Annotated in this window: 12 protein-coding genes; 4 read left to right on the top strand and 8 right to left on the bottom strand. The window is 69.0% G+C overall.

From position 1 onward, the window contains the following. Positions 1-171 precede the first annotated feature (171 nt). From ACZ5VQ_RS00985 to ACZ5VQ_RS00965, 5 genes are all read right to left on the bottom strand, one after another. Positions 172-2643: a CBM35 domain-containing protein gene (locus tag ACZ5VQ_RS00985; RefSeq protein WP_469103049.1), complete on the bottom strand. Its 2472-nt coding sequence runs from the start codon at positions 2641-2643 to the stop codon at positions 172-174. A 100-nt stretch (positions 2644-2743) separates the two neighbouring features. Then, positions 2744-3568, bottom strand: a complete 825-nt coding sequence (locus tag ACZ5VQ_RS00980) for a carbohydrate ABC transporter permease (RefSeq protein WP_469103551.1) — start codon at positions 3566-3568, stop codon at positions 2744-2746. Between the two features lie 62 nt (positions 3569-3630). Then, a complete protein-coding gene (locus tag ACZ5VQ_RS00975; protein ID WP_469103048.1) occupies positions 3631-4560 on the bottom strand; it encodes a carbohydrate ABC transporter permease in 930 nt (309 codons plus the stop codon). 31 nt (positions 4561-4591) lie between these two features. After that, entirely contained in the window at positions 4592-5926 is a 1335-nt protein-coding gene (locus ACZ5VQ_RS00970; protein WP_469103047.1) for an ABC transporter substrate-binding protein, read from the bottom strand. Positions 5927-6035: 109 nt separating this feature from the next. Next, positions 6036-7082, bottom strand: a complete 1047-nt coding sequence (locus ACZ5VQ_RS00965) for a LacI family DNA-binding transcriptional regulator (protein ID WP_469103046.1) — start codon at positions 7080-7082, stop codon at positions 6036-6038. Positions 7083-7188: 106 nt separating this feature from the next. On the opposite strand from ACZ5VQ_RS00965, the gene ACZ5VQ_RS00960 reads away from it, so the two are divergent. The 4 genes from ACZ5VQ_RS00960 (at position 7189) to ACZ5VQ_RS00945 (ending at position 11092) form a co-directional block, all read left to right on the top strand. Further along, on the top strand, positions 7189-9336 hold the full coding sequence (locus ACZ5VQ_RS00960) for a glycoside hydrolase family 36 protein (RefSeq protein WP_469103045.1): 2148 nt from the start codon (positions 7189-7191) through the stop codon (positions 9334-9336). A gap of 171 nt (positions 9337-9507) precedes the next feature. Beyond that, on the top strand, positions 9508-9930 hold the full coding sequence (locus tag ACZ5VQ_RS00955) for a hypothetical protein (RefSeq protein WP_469103044.1): 423 nt from the start codon (positions 9508-9510) through the stop codon (positions 9928-9930). Between the two features lie 36 nt (positions 9931-9966). Next, a complete protein-coding gene (locus ACZ5VQ_RS00950; protein WP_469103043.1) occupies positions 9967-10176 on the top strand; it encodes a hypothetical protein in 210 nt (69 codons plus the stop codon). A 4-nt stretch (positions 10177-10180) separates the two neighbouring features. Next, complete coding sequence (locus ACZ5VQ_RS00945) at positions 10181-11092, top strand: alpha/beta fold hydrolase (protein ID WP_469103042.1); 912 nt, start codon at positions 10181-10183, stop codon at positions 11090-11092. Positions 11093-11143: 51 nt separating this feature from the next. Here the strand turns inward: ACZ5VQ_RS00945 and ACZ5VQ_RS00940 are convergent, their stop codons facing one another. From ACZ5VQ_RS00940 to ACZ5VQ_RS00930, 3 genes are read right to left on the bottom strand one after another with little or no spacing between them, the layout of a single operon-like run. Further along, complete coding sequence (locus ACZ5VQ_RS00940; protein WP_469103041.1) at positions 11144-14119, bottom strand: glycoside hydrolase family 2 TIM barrel-domain containing protein; 2976 nt, start codon at positions 14117-14119, stop codon at positions 11144-11146. A gap of 51 nt (positions 14120-14170) precedes the next feature. Continuing rightward, on the bottom strand, positions 14171-16900 hold the full coding sequence (locus tag ACZ5VQ_RS00935) for a glycoside hydrolase family 38 N-terminal domain-containing protein (RefSeq protein WP_469103040.1): 2730 nt from the start codon (positions 16898-16900) through the stop codon (positions 14171-14173). 40 nt (positions 16901-16940) lie between these two features. After that, positions 16941-17747, bottom strand: coding sequence for a carbohydrate ABC transporter permease (locus ACZ5VQ_RS00930; protein WP_107102414.1), 807 nt, complete (start codon positions 17745-17747; stop codon positions 16941-16943). Positions 17748-17759 lie beyond the last annotated feature (12 nt).

Genomic DNA, 17759 nt, shown 5'->3' with positions numbered 1-17759 from the left:
TCTCGGGCACTGTCCCCGCCGACTCCCGCCGCAGTGAACCGCCCTGCGCGCGGCTCGGGTCGTGTCGCTGGGCCGGATCTCCGTCGGGATCCGGCCCAGCATGGCCTGCTTGCTCCGTGCGCTTCCACCGCTAGGGACCAACGCGTGTGTCGTCAGGGTGGAGTTGGTCGACTAGCCGATGACTCGGCCCAGTTCGATCCGGTCGATGTTGGGAGCCCACGCGCCGGCGTTCCCGAACGTGACCTTGTTGGAGCCCTTCTTCAGGTCGACGGGGACGCCCAGCGTCCAGTAGTCGTCCCAGCTCCAGGTGTTCTTGAAGGTGACCTTCTGGGGAGCGGCGGTGCCCACCGTGATGTCCGCCGTACGGGACATGATGTCGGTGTTGTAGGAGTGGCCGTTGTCGCGCCGGTCGTTGTGCGCGTAGTGGACGACCAGCATGTAGCGGCCGGACTTGGCCGCGTCCACCGTGAACTCGGCCGTGCTGGAGGCGCTGTTGCCGAGCCAGCCGATGTAGGAACCGGCGGAGGCGTGGGTGGAGTCGACGAGCTTGGCGCCGCCCGCGAGGGTGGCCGAGGCGCCCTCGTAGGAGAGGGTGCCTGAGGTCGAGCCGGCGCCCGAGACGTCGAGGGAGCGGACGGCGGCGGCCTTGGTCGTCATCGCGATGCGGTTGTTGCCCGCCACGAGGTACAGCCGCAGGGCCCGGCCGGGTACCGCCGTCACCTTCTCACCGTGCAGCTCCAGCTTCACCGCCGCGGAGGCGCGCGACACCACCGAGTAGTAGCCGTCGCGCGGTGCGTAGGCGTCGAAGACCGCCTTGTCACCGGAGCGCAGGACCAGGGCGCCCGTGCCGACCCCGGCCGACGAGGAGTAGTCGTAGGACGGCTTGCCGCTGATGTCCGCCAGCGTGGCCTCGTACGACGCGGACGGCGCAGCGGCGGTGCGGGCGGTCAGGTCGATGCGGTCCAGGGTGACCTCGGCGTCGCCCTTGGCCAGTGTCAGCACATGTTGGCCGGCCGGGAGTTCGACGGTGACGTCCTTCTTGGCGCGGTAGGTCCAGTTCTCGGTGGAGGGATAGGAGATCGTGACCGGGTCCTTGCCGTCGATCGAGAGCTTCTGCGTGGCGGGTGTCCCGGACTGGTTGCCGTACAGGATCGCCAGGTCGTACGTGCCGGCCTTGGGCACGGTCACCGTGAAGTCGACCTTGCTGGAAGCGGTGTTGAGCGAGCCGACGTCCTTCGTCCCGGAGGCCGCGTAGCCGTTGGCGTTGCTGACCGTGCCCTGGGTGTAGACCTGGCCCCCGGTGATCGCCGCGTCCTCGGCCTCGTACGAGGCGGCCCACGGGACGGAGGCGGTGGACGGGGTGCCCGAGCCGCCGGGGGTGAGAGCGATCCGGTACGCGGACATCTTGTGCATGCCGCGCAGCGGGACGGTCACCGAACCGTCGGCCGCTACTTTGACCTTTGTACGGGTGAGGACACGCGGCGCCGCGTGCTGGCCCTCGTAGCCGGACCAGGCGGACTCGGAGACGGTCGCGGTCACCGTGCGGCCGAAGACGGACCGGGAGACGTTCTGGACGACGACGTCGGAGTCACCGGCCGAGCCGCCGAGCAGGACCTGCGCCTGGCGCCGCTTCTTGTCGTACGAGGCCAGACCCTGCAGGGTGTCGATTGTGTTGGCCTGCGGCGGGGTCACCTTGACGGTGTCGCCGGTCAGCCCGGCGTACCAACGGAAGAACCACCAGCCGCCGTTGGGGATGTTCGAACGCACCACGTTGCCGTCGAGGTTGCCGGCCGCGTCCCAATAGGCCTGGTTGGCGTACACCTTGTTGCGCTCGAACATCGAGACCCACTGGGCGAGTTGGCCCGGCACGGACAGGTCACGGCGGTTGGCGTACTCGTCGATGTTGATCTTCAGTGGCGCGACGCCGAGGTTCTTCTCGATCGCGCGGTAACTGTCGTAGTTCCCCTGGAAGTTGCGCAGCGAGCTGGAGTCCAGCTCGTGCCAGGTCATGATGTGGGGAAGGACGTTCTCCCGTTTGGCGAAGGTGAGGAAGTCGGTCAACAGGCGTGTGTGATAGCCGGATTCGTTCGGGCCGGCGATCCTGGCGTCGGGGTCGATCGCGCGGATGCGCTGGTACACCGTCTTCCAGTCCTTGAAGAACCGGTCCCGGTTGACCTCGTACTGTGCCTGGTTGGAGGTGCCGAGGTTGTACCAGATCTGGTCGGGCTCGTTGAAGGGGATGTAGACGAAGCGGTCGCTGTTCGGGTCGGCCGACACCTCCGTCACGATCTTGTCGACCTTGGGGAGGTAGTCGGCGATGCCGAGGTCCTCGTACGGCCACTTGGAGTAGATGTCCTGCATCATCACCAGGATCTCGCCGCCGCCGTTGCGGAAGAACGACTTGGAGACGGTGAGGGCGTCGCCGTTGGGGTGCTGGGCGCCGCCCTCCGGCTTCTGCGAGACGCTGGTGATCTTCAAGGGCGCCAGCATGGCGTCGCTGGGCACGCCGTCGTCGCTGAGCCCGTACAGGGTGCCGTTGGCGCCGTGCATCACCGGCCCTTCGGACGCGTCGAGGTCGACGGTGATCCGCTGCGGGTCGGCGGCGGCGGTCGCGGTCCCCGCCGCGGGGAGGGTGCCTGCCATGGCGGTGACTCCAAGTACGGCTGTGACAAGGGCGGTTCTGGTACGGGACCCGGTGCGGGATCCCGTACGGGTGGGGGTGCTCACGCTGTTGGACCTCCAGTCATTTGACGGCTCCACTGGTGATTCCGGACACGATCTTTCGCTGGGCCACCAGGAAGATGGCGACCATGGGCAGGCTCATCACCACGACGTAGGCGAAGACGAGATGCCAGTTGTTGAGGTAGAGCTGGGCGCTGGCGACCTTGTAGAGGTTCAGCGGCAGGGTCGCCTTCTCTCCGCCGCCGAGGACGAAGAAGGCGTAGAAGATGTCGCTCCAGGCGTAGAGCATCACCATGATCGTCGCGGTGGCGATGACCGGCCTGAGCAGTGGCAGGATGATCTGCCGGAAGATCCGCAGCGGCGTCGCGCCGTCCATCCGCGCGGCCTCCTCCAGTTCCACGGGGATGGCCCGGATGAAGCCGGTCATGAAGAAGATCGACGTGGAGAGATACATCCCGGTGTAGACGGCGATCATTCCGGGCCGGGTGCCCGCGAGCCCGAGCTGCCGTAGCTCCATGACGATGGTGATGACGGCGGGCGGCAGCAGCAGTCCGCTGATGCAGAGCGCGTACGCCGCCGAGACCAGCCTCGACTTGCGGCGTGCGAAGACCCAGGCGGCGCCCGCCCCGAGGATCAGGACGAGGGCTACCGAAGGCACCACGACGAGCAGGGAGTTGAGGAAGCCGCGCAGCATCTCGCCCTGGCTGACGGCGTCCTCGTAGTTGCTGCCCGGCTGCCACTGCCGCGGCAGGTCCAGGTTGGGTGTGATCGCTTCGGCCTGCGGCTTGGCGGAGGTGACGGCGACCAGCCACAGTGGTACGCCCACGGCGAGCCCGGCGATCAGCAGGACGAGCGCCGGACGGCCGTAACGCCAGGCGGGGTGCACGCCGGACGCGCGACGCACAGCGGATACGGGAAGCGCGGCGGATGGGGTATTCGCGGTGGTGCTCACAGCAGTTGCTCCCTTCGGCGCAGTCCGATGACGAGGGGGATCGCGACGGCGACCACGACCAGGAAGAGCACGAGGCTCATTGCGGAGGCCTGGGCGTACAGGCCCTGTCCGAAGATGCGGAACATGTAGATGTTGAAGACCTCGGTGGAGGCCGCGGGCCCGCCGCCCGTCGTGGCCTGCACGATGTCGAAGGTGTTCATCGAACCGATCAGCGCCGTGGTGACGTTGAAGGTGAGCGCGGGCGCCAGCATCGGCCAGCGCACCGACCAGAAGGTCCGCCACGGCCCGGCGCCGTCGCACTTCGCGGCCTCCAGCATCTCGCTGGGGATGCCTTTGAGGCCGGCCAGGTAGATCAGCATGGACAGGCCCATCCACTTCCAGCCGTGGATGACGGTGACCAGGACCAGTGTCCAGGTCGTCGAGCCGAGCCAGGGGATGTTGGTGCCGAGGAGTCCGTTGACGGCGCCGTCCTGGTTCAGCAGCGCCTGGAAGACGTAGCCGGTGGCGAGCGCCGAGATGAGCACCGGCAGGAAGAAGACGGCGCGGAAGAACCGGTTGAACCGGGAGTCTTCCTCCAGCAGCAGCGCCAGCACCAGCCCGAAGCCGTTCTGGAAGACCGCTGCCAGCAGGGCGTACACCAGGGTCGTACGGATCGCCCGCAGCAGTGAGCCGTCGTCGGCGATGGTCTTGAAGTTGTCGAGGCCGGTGAAGGCGATGTCCGGGTGGTACGAGGACCAATTGGTGAACGGGTAGTAGAAGTTGAGCAGGTTCGGCACCAGGAAGAAGGCCGCGAAGACGGCGATCGCGGGGAGCGCGAACCACCAGGGGTGGTGGACGGCGGCGCGGGGCAGCCGTCCCACCTTCCTTCCCCGGCCCTTGGCGGGCGCCGGTTTCTGCGTACGCGTGCGTATGGCCGTGTCCGCCATCGGAAATCCTTGCCCGTCGGGTCGGTCGGGTCTAGAAGCCGGTCGCGCCCTGGGCCTTGGCCACCTGCGCGAACTGGTCCTGGATCGCCTGCGCGACCTGCTGCGGGCTCTTCTTCCCGTAGAGCATGTCGGCGAGGTACAGGTGGGTGTCGGGCGCGACGATCGCCTTGGCCTGGAAGACACCGATGGCCGTGGGCAGCGCGGCGACCTGGTCCTTCGACGCCTGGGGAAGGCCGTCGGGGGTCGGCACGGACGGCTGCACGGAGGGGATCTTCATCGCCTCGATGTAGTCGGGGTAGTCCGGCCCGAGCCAGAAGGCCATGAACTGGCGGGCGGCGTTCTGCCGCTTCTCGTCACCGGTCTTGAACGCGACCACGCCGTTGGTCTGGTCGGGGGAGTACATGCCGGTCGCGGCGGAGTTGGCGATCGGGAACCAGCCGATCCTCTTGTCGATCTCGGCCGTGGAGTACTTGGCCTGCAACTGGCTCTGGAAGGAGGTGACGTTGAGGACCATGCCGGACTCGCCCTTCCAGAGGGAGTCGGCCTGCCCGGTGAAGGTGCCGGTCTTGTAGTTCTTCTGCGCGAGCCCGGCGTCGAGCAGCTTCTCCTTGTACTTCTTGATCGCGTCGACGACGACCGGGTCGGTCCACTTCTCCTTGTTCTGGTTGAGGTCGGCCCACCACTGCTTGTCGAGGTCGGTGAGCTGGACCTGCGTCTGCCACTGCAGCGGCCACTTGTCGCCGCCTGCCTCGTAGAAGCCGGCCGCCTCGGTCTTGTCCGTGACGGTGCCGCCGAGTGCCAGCAACTCGTCGTACGACTTGGGGAAGTCCTTCTCGGTGAGCCCGGCCTTCTTGAAGACGTCCTTGTTGTAGTAGACGCCGAGCATGGAGGGGCTGGTGACGATCGCCGCATACCGCTTGCCGTCGATCATGCCGAGCGACTTCTCGGTGTCGCCGAGCCTGGACTCCCACTCCTCCCCGTCGAGAGTCAGGAGGTTCTGCTTCGGCTGGATGAAGGGCAGCGTGGAGATGGACGGCTGCCAGAACATCAGGTCCGGCTTGTCGCCGGAGGCGAGCTTGGTCGGCACGTTCTGCTCGTACAGGTCGGGAATGGCCTGTGCCTCGACCTTGGCGCCGGTGGCCTTCTCGAAGGCGTCGATGACCTGCTTGGGCGCGGTGACGGTGTTCTGTGCGGTCCACATGGTCAGCTTCACGCCGTCCAGGCGGGCGGTCGGGTCGACCTTCGTCTGCTTGCCGCCCGAGTCGGAGGAGGAACCGGAGTCGCCGGCGGTGGGGTCGCTGCAGGCGGTGGCGGACAGAGCGGCGGCGCATATGAAAGCCAGCGCGGGCAGGGCTCTTCTCTTCATGGTGTGCCTTTCGCGAACGTGCTCAGGTCGGCGGATCGGAAAGCGGTCCAACTGAGGAGGTGCGAGCGGGCAGTTCGGGTGGAGCGAAGCGAGGGGAGCGGGCGCGGGTTCACCCCCGTTCGGGCGGCGGCCCGGAGCTCTCCCGCACCACCAGTTCCGGTACGGAGACGGGGTGCGGGGCGATCTGCGCGGACTCCTCCAGCACGCCGTGCAGCAGGGCGAACGCGGACCGCCCGAGCCCGGTGAAGTCCAGTCGTACGGTCGTCAGCGACGGGGTCAGATAGGCGGAGTGCGGGGCGTCGTCGAACCCGGCCACGCTGACGTCGCCGGGGATCGCCCGGCCCGCCTCGTGGAGGGCGCGGATGACTCCGAGCGCGAGGTCGTCGTTGCCGCACAGAATGGCGGTGACCTCCGGGTTCCCCGCGAGTTTCAGGCCTGCCGCGTGGCCGCCCGCCGGGCCCCAACTCCCTTGCAGCGTGCGGGGTTGCGGCGCTCCGGCCTCCTTGAGTGCCTGCTGCCAGCCGCTGGTACGGGCGCTGGTGCGCCTGGTGCTGGACGGGATGGCGACATAGTGCACGGTCTCGTGGCCGAGGGAGAGCAGATGGCGGGTCGCCTTGTAGGCGGCCTCGCGGTCGTCTGCCCACACCCAGGGACGGTCGTCGCGGGGCGGGCTCGCGGGGGTCTCCACCACGCCGACGACCGGCAGATCGGCGGGCACAGCGCCCAGGGCCCGTACACCGGCCGGATCGTATGCGATCACGATCAGCCCGCCGCCGGCGTCGGCCGACCGCTGAACCTGGGCGGCGACGCCGGCCTCGTCGGCCCCGTCGGCCGATTCGAGAACGCCGATCCCCACGGTGTAGGAGGCCGCTCGCGCCGCCTCCTCGATGCCCTGGAGGACCGAGGCGTAGCCGTAGTGCGTGGTGTTGGAGGTGAGCACGGTCACGGCGCGGCTGCGTCCGCTGGCGAGGGCGAGCGCGGTGGAGTTGCGCCTGAACCCCAGTTCGTCGATGGCGGCGAGCACCCGCTCCCGGGTGGACGGCTTGACGCTGGGATGGTCGTTGATCACCCGGGAGACGGTCTGGTACGAGACCCCGGCCGCGGTCGCGACATCCCTGATACTCACCGAGCGCCTTGTGTGACCGGTCACATTCATGCCAGGATTGTGACCGGTCACATGGAGCTCGTCAAGAGACCGTAATCATGAATTCACGCGGCAGACTCAGACCGCCGTCAGCGGCGGTCAGCGGGAGGGGAAGACGTTGACCGTTACGTCGGACGCGGCGGGCACGGCCCCCAACGACACTCACCAGAAGGTCACTTGGGGCCATCGAGCGCTGGAGGCGGAGTTCGCCACCGGCGCCGACGGGGTCCTGCGGTTGGTCCGGCTGGCACGCCCCGGCGATCCGGTGTCCGAGTCCGGCTCCGATGCCCCTCTCCACCTTGTGGAGCTCACCGCCCTCGGTCACGGCAGCGGCTGGTCCGGCCCGCGCTTCACCGGTACGGCCTTCGGAGCCCGTCTGCGGTACCGAGGTCACACCGCCCAGGAACGCGACGGCTGGACGTACCTGACCGTCGAACTCCACGACGCCCGGACCGGGTTGACCGCTTTTGTCGAGCTGTCCTCGCCCATCGGACTGCCCGTGCTCCGCTCCCGCGTCCGTCTCCGCAACGACGGCGGGGAACCCCTCGTCGTCCAGTCGGTCAGCAGTCTGCTGCTGGGCGGCATTCCTTCCCCCGACAGCCTCGACGTCCACCGCGCCCGCAACGACTGGCTGGCGGAGTGCCGCTGGCACACCGAGCCGCTGCGGGAGACCGTCACCGACATCCATGTCGACGTCCACCAGCACGACAGCCGGGCAGCGCTGACCCTGGCCGGACGCGGCAGCTGGCCCACCGACGGACACCTTGCGATGGGCGCCCTCACCGAACGTGGGGGCGACCGGGCCTGGCTGTGGCAGGTCGAATCCCCGGCGGGCTGGCGCTGGGACCTGGGTGAGCGCGACCACGGTACGTATCTGGCGCTGAACGGGCCCATGGACGCGGAGCACCAGTGGCGGGTCCGACTGGCGCCGGGCTCCGAATTCACCACCGTGCCTGGCGTCCTGGCCCTCGGTTCCGGGCTGGACGACGCCTTCGGCGCCCTGACCTCGTACCGCCGTGCCGTACGCCGCCCGCACCCGGACCACACCACGCTGCCGGTCGTCTTCAACGACTACATGAACACGCTGATGGGTGATCCCACGACAGAGAAGCTGTTGCCGCTGATCGACGCCGCCGCCGAGGCCGGGTCGGAGTACTTCTGCATCGACTCGGGCTGGTACGACGACGGCACCGAGGGCTGGTGGGACAGCGTCGGCGAGTGGCTGCCCTCACTGCGCCGCTTTCCCGACGGTGGAATCCAGGTGGTCCTCGACCGGATCCGGGAACGCGGCATGGTGCCCGGGCTGTGGCTGGAGCCGGAGGTCGTGGGCGTGCGCAGTCCCGTCGCGGACTCACTGCCACCGGACGCCTTCTTCCAGCGCGACGGCCTGCGCATCACCGAGCAGGGCCGCCACCAGCTCGATCTGCGACACCCGGCCGCCCGTGCGCACCTGGACAAGACAGTCGACCGGCTCGTCGCCGACTGGGGGGTGGGCTACCTCAAACTGGACTACAACATCGTGGTCGACCCGGGGACCTGCGCCCCCGGGGACATCGCGCCGGGAGCCGGACTGCTCGGCCACGCCGAGGCGTACCTGGCCTGGCTGTCCGAGGTGCTGGACCGGCACCCGGGTCTGGTGATCGAGAACTGCGCCTCGGGCGGGATGCGGATGGACGGGGCAACGCTGGCCGTCACCCAGCTCCAGTCCACCAGCGACCAGCAGGACCCGCTGCGCTTCCCGCCGATCGCCGCCGCCGCGCCGACAGCGGTCCCGCCCGAGCAGGGCGCCGTCTGGGCCTACCCGCAGCCCGAGTTCGACGACGACCTGATCACCTTCACCCTCGGCGGGGCGCTGCTCGGGCGCATCCATCTCTCGGGCCACCTGAACCGGATGTCGGAGCACCAGCTCGGACTCGTACGGGATTCCGTGTCCCTGTACAAGTCGATCCGGGAGGATCTCGCGGAGGCCGTGCCCTTCTGGCCGCTCGGCCTTCCGGGCTGGACGGACGAATGGCTGGCCCTGGGGATGCGGGTACCTGGCGACAGTACGTCGTACGTGTCGGTCTGGCGTCGAGGCGGGGAGAGTGAACTCCATGTGCCTGTGAGGCACTTGGCGGGCCGGGAGGTTCGTGCGGAGATCCTGCACCCGTCTGCTCAGACAGCCGGTTCGGCGGTCTGGGACGGTGACGGTGACGGGGCCGGAGTGCGGGTGTCGCTTCCGCGCACGCCCGGCATCCTGCTGATCCGGCTCACGTCGGGAGCATAGGGACACGGGCCCCTGCACGGGCTGCGAAAGCGCGCACGGCGGCGATGAACCTGACCCCCTTCGGCGGGACCTGCTTCTGTCGCGACCCGGTGGACGGCAATGCGTCTGCCTCAGACCTTTCCGTCGACGGCACGGATCGAACGGAACATGTCCCCGCAGCGTCTGAAGTGCATGAAGGTAACGCGCCAAGCCGTCGTCGTGCTCCTGAGTGCCGGGCTGTTGCTCTTCGGCTGCTCGTCCTCGTCCGACAACCCGGACGACGAGGGGTACACCGGCCCTACTCTGCCCGCCCGCACTGTCGTGAAGGACAAGTGGCAGGAGGGGCCGGCCAAGCCCAAGCAGCAACATCCGTATCCGTACGACATCTCTACGCACTGCGGGATCAAGTGGGTGAAGTTCGGCGGCCGTTGGTGGGTTCTCGACTCCGTGTTCCCCGGGCCCGAGCAGGTCAAGGGAGAGCCGCCCTCGCAGAACAGCCAGCGGATCGCCGGCTACATGACTCTGATCGACCCGCATACTGCCTACTTCGACGCCGCCGGGATGCCCACGATGCAGTTCGTACCGACCGACGACGAACCGCCGGGCTGCGCCTAGGCAGCTGCCCGTACGCACGTGCTCCCGCTTCTGCCAATGGAGTTCGCGGTCAACACGGATGACGTGTTGGTGGCCCACGACCCCGCAGAGGCCGAAGCCATCCTGCGGGCCGGTGCGCTGCCCGAGCAAGGCGCCTTGTCACCGAACAGCCGATACATCCGGCACATGTTCAACGAGTCGCGCCTCCGCCGAAGCCTCGACAGCGGCCTGGCCGCCTACCCCGGGCTGACCCCGATCGACATCTGATTCGGTGACCACCGCCTCGTCGCTGACGTCGTGGCACGATGAGTATCTGACGTCCAGTCAGGTCATCGAGGTGGGGGCGGTCATGGAGTCGGTGTCGGTCGGCGGTGGGGTGCGGATCGCGTACGAGCGTTGTGGGGCCGGGCGGCCGGTGGCCCTCGTAGGGGGTACCGGCATGCCGCCGGTCGCATGGGAGCTGTGCGGTCTGCGCGGCGCGTTGGTCGACGCGGGCTTCGAGGTGGTGACCTATGCCGCGCGCGGTGTGGCACCTTCCGACGCGCCGCCCGCCCCGTACACGGTTGAGGCCCTTGCAGCGGACCTGGCCGGCCTGCTGGACGCACTGCAACTGACCGCTGTCACGGTCATCGGCTACTCGCTCGGCAGCTTCACCACCGAACTTCTGGCCCGTGCCCGCCCGGATCTGGTGCGCGCGGCGGTGCTCCTGGCCGGTGCCGGGCCGCTGACGGCGGCGCTGGACGCCTTCCTGCAGGCGGGGGCCGAACTGGCCTCGGCCACCGGTCGTGTGCCTGCGGCGTTCACGAAACTGCAGACCCTGCTGACCTCACTGCCACCGGAGGTACTGCGCGACGACGAGGAACAGGTGCGCACCTGGCTGGAGTTGCTCGACGCCCAGGAGTCGGTGTGGGCATCGGCCGAGGGAGCGACCGGACAGTGGGCCGCCGCCGGCCGGTGGGTGCGGGACGGGCACCGCATGTCCGCCCTCGCGGACATCCACCAGCCGGTACTGGTCGCGGCGTTCGAGCACGACCTGTACTTCCCGCCGCGGTCCGGAAAAGCCGCGGTTGAGGTGCTTCCCCGGGGAGAGTTCGTGGCGGTATCCGGTGCCGCTCACGCGGGTCTGCTGACCCATCCGAAGGAAACCACCGAGGCGCTCCTCGGCTTCCTCGCCCGCACCTGAACACCGCGGTCGGGCGCGACGCCTCAGGCGCCGCGCCCGGATTCCGGATTCCTATCCCTCCGAGATACGCAGCCTGATCGTGCGCGACTCGGGCCGAAGCGCGAACTCGGGCCAGACATCAGGTCCGCACGTCCGGGAGCCGAGACCGTGCTGGGCCGCGTCGACGATCAGGTGGCTCGTCGTCGAGCCGCCGAGCTCGAAGGGATGTCCGGCTCGGGCGATCTGCTGGGGGGTGTGGCGGCTGAGGGTGAAGCCGGGGCGACGCCCCCGGGTGTCGGGAAGCGCCTCGATGCGCAGCACCTCGGTGGAGCCGGTCGTCAGTGTCAGTCGGCGCAGTTCGGAGCGGTGCCCGGTCTCCTGGGGGCGTGCGTAGTCGACCGAGAGGTCGTGGACCGTGGCGGAGAAGCGGCCGGTGCGGCCCGCGCGGAGACTGTCGGGGTAGGTCTCCAGCGGGCCCAGACCGAACCACTGAGCTCCGTCGACGGGAGCTGTGCCGTCGGGCAGTTCGAAGCGGACCCCGATCCGGGGCCACACTGTCTGCCAGCCACGCGAGGGCTCGATCTCCACACGCAGTTCCAGCTCGCCGTCTTCGATCGACCAGACGGACTCCACCATCACGCACAGCGCGGAGTTCGCCGCGGCGACCTTGTCGAGGGTGCGCAGGGCGTCCGCGGTGTGCTCCACGGAGACGCGACGTGTGGTCAGCCGGTCGAGGCCGTCACGACGCCACAGGTCGGCGTTGGACACCTCGGCGATGCTGTCGTCGCTCTCCTCGACCCCGTCGGACGGGCTTTCGTCGTTGTCGGTCGGCGCGCGGAACAGCTCCAGCCGCGGCCCGGCCACGTCGCGGCCGGCGAGACGCACGAGGGATCCGCCGGTGAACTCGGCGATTCCGAGCGACAGGGTTCCGTCGCCCGGTCGCCAGTCGGCCTGTGGCCGGACCGCGGGCACGGGACGCCGTGTCGAGCAGTCCAGTTGGGCCGTGGCGATCACATGTCCTTGAGAGGCCCAAGGAGTTGACGCTGCCAGCGTCGCGTCGATCGTGAGCCACGTCTCGGCGTCGGGAGCGACGGCGACCTGGGGCAGCGACGCCCATTGCGACTCGCCCGCGGCGACCACGGGGATCTCCAGGTCCCCCGAGGCGACGGGGAGTCCGTCGTGCTCGACGCGCCAGCCAAAATGCAGGTCGGACGTGTCGGCCGAATGCCGCAGGTTCGTGACCGCGACCTTCTCGCCGTCGAACGCGAACTCGACCGGCCGCACGACCGCCTTGTACTCGTGGAGGCTGGGGGTGGGGACGTCGTTGCTCAACAGCATTCCGTCCATCACGAAGTTGCCGTCGTGCACGACCTCTCCGAAGTCGCCGCCGTAGGCGTAGTAGGGCGTCCCGTCCGGGGCCGTGGCGAGGATGCCGTGATCGCGCCACTCCCATACGAAGCCGCCGTGCAGCCGCGGGTACTGGCGCACGAGTGCCTCGTACTGGTCGAACGCGCCCGGCCCGTTGCCCATCGCGTGCGCGTACTCGCACAGCAGGAACGGCTTGGTGCGCTGCCGGGCGCTCTGCGCGGGAGTGCAGTTCAGCAGTGCCGAGCGTGCGCCGTCGGATCCGATCTGCTCGGTCTCCGGCACCGACGCGTACATGCGCGAGTAGATGTCGGTGTACTCGCCGGTGTGGTCGCCCTCGTAGTGCACGGGGCGGCCGGTGTCGCGGGCGTGGACCCACGACGACATGGCGGCCAGGTTGCCGCCTGTCCCCGATTCGTTGCCGAGCGACCAGATCACGATGCTGGGATGGTTCTTGTCCCGTTCGACGGTGCGCCGGATGCGGTCCAGATACGCCTCGCGCCACGCGGGGTCGTCACTCGGGTTGCCGACCCAGTCGACCTTGTCGAAGCCGTGTGTCTCCAGGTCGCATTCGAGGACCACCCAGAAGCCGAGTTCGTCTGCCAGGTCGAGCAGCCGGGGATGCGGCGGGTAGTGGCTGGTGCGGATGGCGTTGATGTTGAACCGCTTCATGCGGGCCAGGTCCTCGCGGGCGTGCTCCTCGTCGAAGACGCGGCCACGCTCGGGATGCGTCTCGTGACGGTTCACCCCGTGGAAGACGACGCGGCTGCCGTTGACCAGGAACCGGTCGCCGCGGATCTCGACCGTACGGAAACCCACCCGCAGCGCGATGCTCTCCGTGGCCGTGGACACGGTGGTGTCGTACAGGCGGGGCCGCTCGGCCGACCAGGGCTCCACGCCGGTGATGTCGACGGGCGCCACGTCGGAAGGCGTGGCCCAGACGTGCTCGACACCGAGTTCGGGGATGCGCAGGGTGACCGGGAACGCGGCCGCGTCGGCGGTGATCTCCGCTTCGAGCCTTCCGTGCCCGTGGTCGAAGCCGGTCCGCAGCCAGACGTCCTCGATGCCTTCGGCGGGCCGGGCGATGAGGGTGACGTCGCGGAAGATGCCCGGCAGCCACCACTGGTCCTGGTCCTCGACGTAGCTGGCCGCCGACCACTGGTGGACCCGTACGGCGACGACGTTGTCGCCCGTGTGCACCGCGGAGGTCACGTCGAATTCGTGGGCGAGCCGGCTACCGCTCGCACTGCCGATCTCGACGCCGTTGACCCACACGCGGAACAGCGACTCGACACCGTCGAAGCGCAGCACCACGCGTTCGGCGTCCGACCAGTCGGCGGGGACGTCGAAGTGGCGGCGGTAGTCGCCGGTCGGGTTCTCGTCCGGGACGTGGGGCGGGTCGATCGGGAAGGGGAACTGGATGTTCGTGTAGATGGGCCGGCCGTAGGCTCCGTCACCCTCCAGCACCCAGTGGGAGGGCACGGGGATGCTGTCCCAGCCGTCGTCGACGAAGCCGTCGGCCGCGAAGTCCTCCGTCACCGACGCCGTGGGGGACAGCCGGAACCGCCAGGACCCGTTCAGTGAACGCGAGGGTGCGTCGGAGTGCAGCCACGAGCGCGCCGGGCGCAGTGCGCCACGGCCTGGCGCGATGTCGGAAACATGGGGGGAGAGCTCGCTGGGCAAGAGGTCACAACTCTTTCTGTGTGTCACGTACGACGCTGATACGACGGGGCTCTACCGGAGTACGACTGTGCGGATCTCCCAGGCACCGAGGGCGAGTTCGAGTTCGTTCGCCGCCTGGGTACGAGAGAGGGGCCGGCCGAGCAGGTCCACGGTGGTGGCCTCGGAGAACATGCCCGTCACACGGATCGTGGACGCGCTGTCGCTCATCGCGGCCAGCCGCAGCTCGATGCCGGCCCCGAACTCGTCGTCGGTGATCCGGCGGATGCCGGACACGAGGACGTTCTCGCCGTCGACCCGCAACCCGGCTGTGTCGGGCGGCAGTTGGCCTCCGGCGGGCGCGGTCCCGCGCGTGACGAGCACGTCGTTGCGGAACTCCTCGGCGAGAGCGACCGCGTTCGCCCCGTGCCAGCCATGTGCGGAGGGGATGACGGCAAAGCGGTTCTCGATGCCCATGCCGAGGTCCTGCGCACCCGGCGTGGGAATCTCGCCCGCCGCGGGTTCGTCGCGGAGGGGGTGGATGTTGACGCTGATCGAGCCGATGGCGCGCAGCAGGGTGACGGCGAGTTCGGTGCCGTCGCCCACGAGTTCGTACTCGCTGGAGTGGTCGAGCAGGACCGTGGCGGGGCCCGCCGACACGAACGTACTGGCCGGGAAGGTGGGCAGCGGGTATTCGCCCCAGCCGCCCTCGGCGGTGAGACCGCGTTCGGTGACGGCGAACTGTCCGGCGGACGAGGACGTGGCAACCGGCTCGGGCAGCGGCACGTGGAAGCGCAGCCGGTGGTCCGCGGACTGGTTGAGGAACGAGGTCGAGACCCGTACGAACGGTTCACCGGCACGTACCTCCACGAGTGTCTCCACCGGTGTCGGCACGATCCGTTCGTCGCGCAGATCGCGGTCGGAGGAGAGCGCGGCGGGCCACGCGTAGACGCGGGTTACCCGCAGCCGTGACCGCAGCGGGCCGTCCTCGAGAAGGTCGACGCGGATCTCCGTCGGGTCCGAGATCAGGATGTCCTGCGCCGGGGGAGCGTAGTTGTAGCTGTCGCCGCGGTCACCACCGTCGACGAGACGGCCGACGCCGTTCAGTACGGTCCCATCGGAGCCGGTGATGTCCAGCGTGCCGTCGGCGGCGACCGTGACCTCGACCAGGCCGTTGGAGAGCGTGCGGTCCGTCGCCGTCGCGGGCTCGTACGAGGCCGGCGCGGTGGCGGCGCCCTCACGCGGCTCGACCCGGAAGGCGGTCAGGCCCGAGGCGGGAACCTGCACGGGAACGAGTGCGGTGGCCCGGGCTTCCTCCACCGTCAGCACCCGCCACTCACCCGGATGCGCGGCGGCCGCGGCGGCGACCTCCCTGCGCAGGATCAGCAGGTCGAAGGGCCCGCTGGTGGGGACCTCCGCGAGGTGGAAGACGAGCTGGCAGGGGGTGAGTTCGTAGCGGTCGATGAGACGGCCGAACAGTTCACGGCGGTGGATACGGCGCAGCACGCGTTCGAGTTGGGAGGCGTCCATGCGTTCGTCGCTGAGTACCGTCGGTGCCTCGGCGATCAGCTGGACAGGGTGTACCGAGCCGTCGGTGGCGATCGAGGTCAGCCCCGTTCCCGCGGGCGGGGCGGCGACATCCACCTCGACCAGCGCCGTACGCCCGAACGGCAGCGGGTTGGCGACCAGGTGGGCGTCGCTCGGCACCAGGGCCGCCGGTTCGGCGAGTGCCGCGTCCCGTACGGCGCGGGCGGTCTGCGCGGCCTCCGCGAGGCGTGCGGCGACCTGGTCGCAGGTCTCGTCGGTGCCGGAGCCGACGACCGAGTCGTGCGCCGTCGACTCGATGATCTTGTGCCAGGCGAGGGAGAGGAACGGTGAGTCGTCGCGCCGGGACCACAGCGCGTTCATGCGCTCGGCGTGGTCGATCGTGCGCTCGGCGACCGCCATCCGCTGCTTGAGCCCGAGCCGTACGGAGAGCACGCCCGGGAGGATGTTGCCGCGCACATGGCTGCGCAACTCCCCGGTGACGACGGCTGACACCTCGTCGCGCACGTGCTTGCGCAGGTACTCGTCGAGGGTCGCGATGGTGATGGGCCGTCCTTCGCCGGACGCCTGCCGCAGCCAGGCCGCGAGGTGCGGGTCGGGCGCGTTGTGATCGGTACCGGCCATCGCCAGTACCGGATCGCCGCCCCACCGCTCGGCTGTCATCTCCGCGTACTCGCCCAGCGCACGGCCGATCCGGTCGGGCACCAGCAGGACGTCGAGGCCGTTGTCGTAGCCGTCGAAGAGGAACTCGGTACGCACCTCGGAGCCGTCGGGCGCGCGCCAGCGGAAGGCGTGACCGTCGACAGAGCCCGGTACACCGCGCCACAGTGCCGCGTGCTCGATGCCGGCGCGCGCGAGGATCTGCGGCATCTGCGCGACGTGGCCGAACATGTCCGGCAGATAGCCGATGGGCATCGCGCCGCCGAGGTCCGCCGCGGCCGCCCACCCCATCTGCAGGTTGCGGACGATGGTCTCGCCGGAGCAGAGGAACTCGTCGAGCAGGATGAGCCAGGGCCCGATGGCGATCCGCCCCTCGGTCACCAGGGCCACGACCCGGTCGCGGTTCTCCGGCCGCATCTCCAGGTAGTCCTCGATCGCGGCCATCTGCCCGTCGACGGTGAACCGGAAATCGGGGTTGGCCTCGGCCGTCTCCAGCACGGTGTCGAGGGCGGTCACCAGCCGGTGCCGGAAGACCTGGAACGGCTCGTACCACTCCCGGTCCCAGTGGAAGTGGGGTACGAAAACTGCGGAGTTGGGCATGGCGGGGCGGACCTTCTGTACGGGGTGGGGGCGGGAGCGGTCACTTGAGGGAGCCGGCGGCGAGTCCGGTGCGCCAGAACCGCTGGAGGACGATGAACAGGATGATCACGGGCACGATCGACACCAGTGAGCCCATGATCACGGACTCCTGGAGGAGCGGGGTGCGGGCGGTCTGCCCGTTCCAGGTGAAGAGGCCGAGCGTGATCGGGAAGAGCTCTTCCTTCTGGAGCATCACCATCGGGAGGAAGAAGTTGTTCCAGATGCCGACGAACTGGAACAGGAAGATGGTCACCAGCGCCGGCGACATCAGCTTGAACGACACCGAGAAGAACGTGCGGAACTCGCCGGCCCCGTCGAGGCGCGCGGACTCGATGAGTTCCTGCGGCACGGCGGCGTTCGCGAAGATCCTCGCGAGATAGACGCCGAACGGGCTGACGATGCTGGGCAGGAAGACCGCGAAGTAGGTGTTGACGAGTCCGACCTCGGAGAACAGCAGGAACAGTGGCAGCGCCAGCGCGGTGCTGGGGACCAGCACACCGCCGAGAATCACCGAGAACAGGAACTCCCGGCCGCGGAAGCGGAACTTGGCGAGCGCGTAGCCGCACAGCGCCGAGATCAGAGTGCCCACGGCCGCGCCCAGCACCGCGTAGACGACCGTGTTGAGGATCCATCGGGCGAAGATGCCGTCGTTGAAGGTGAACAGGGTGTGCAGGTTGTCGAACAGCTGGAAGTTCGAGAACGTCAGGCCGCTGGTGGAGGCGAGATCGCCCTGCGGTTTGGTCGCGGCCACGATCAGGAAATACAGCGGCAGCATGAAGTAGATCGCCAGCACGAGCATCAGGGCCATGACGGCCGTACG

Source organism: Streptomyces sp. NPDC033178, assembly GCF_055577685.1.
Note: the sequence above shows the minus strand (reverse complement) of the source record. Positions and strands in the feature narration are given on the sequence as shown.

Excerpts from the sequence above, each read along its gene's own strand:
- ACZ5VQ_RS00985 (WP_469103049.1), bottom strand. The coding sequence starts at position 2,643 with ATGGCAGGCACCCTCCCCGCGGCGGGGACCGCGACCGCCGCCGCCGAC.
- ACZ5VQ_RS00975 (WP_469103048.1), bottom strand. The coding sequence starts at position 4,560 with ATGGCGGACACGGCCATACGCACGCGTACGCAGAAACCGGCGCCCGCC.
- ACZ5VQ_RS00970 (WP_469103047.1), bottom strand. The coding sequence starts at position 5,926 with ATGAAGAGAAGAGCCCTGCCCGCGCTGGCTTTCATATGCGCCGCCGCT.
- ACZ5VQ_RS00965 (WP_469103046.1), bottom strand. The coding sequence starts at position 7,082 with ATGAATGTGACCGGTCACACAAGGCGCTCGGTGAGTATCAGGGATGTC.
- ACZ5VQ_RS00955 (WP_469103044.1), top strand. The coding sequence starts at position 9,508 with ATGAAGGTAACGCGCCAAGCCGTCGTCGTGCTCCTGAGTGCCGGGCTG.
- ACZ5VQ_RS00950 (WP_469103043.1), top strand. The coding sequence starts at position 9,967 with ATGGAGTTCGCGGTCAACACGGATGACGTGTTGGTGGCCCACGACCCC.
- ACZ5VQ_RS00935 (WP_469103040.1), bottom strand. The coding sequence starts at position 16,900 with ATGCCCAACTCCGCAGTTTTCGTACCCCACTTCCACTGGGACCGGGAG.
- ACZ5VQ_RS00930 (WP_107102414.1), bottom strand. The coding sequence starts at position 17,747 with ATGGCCCTGATGCTCGTGCTGGCGATCTACTTCATGCTGCCGCTGTAT.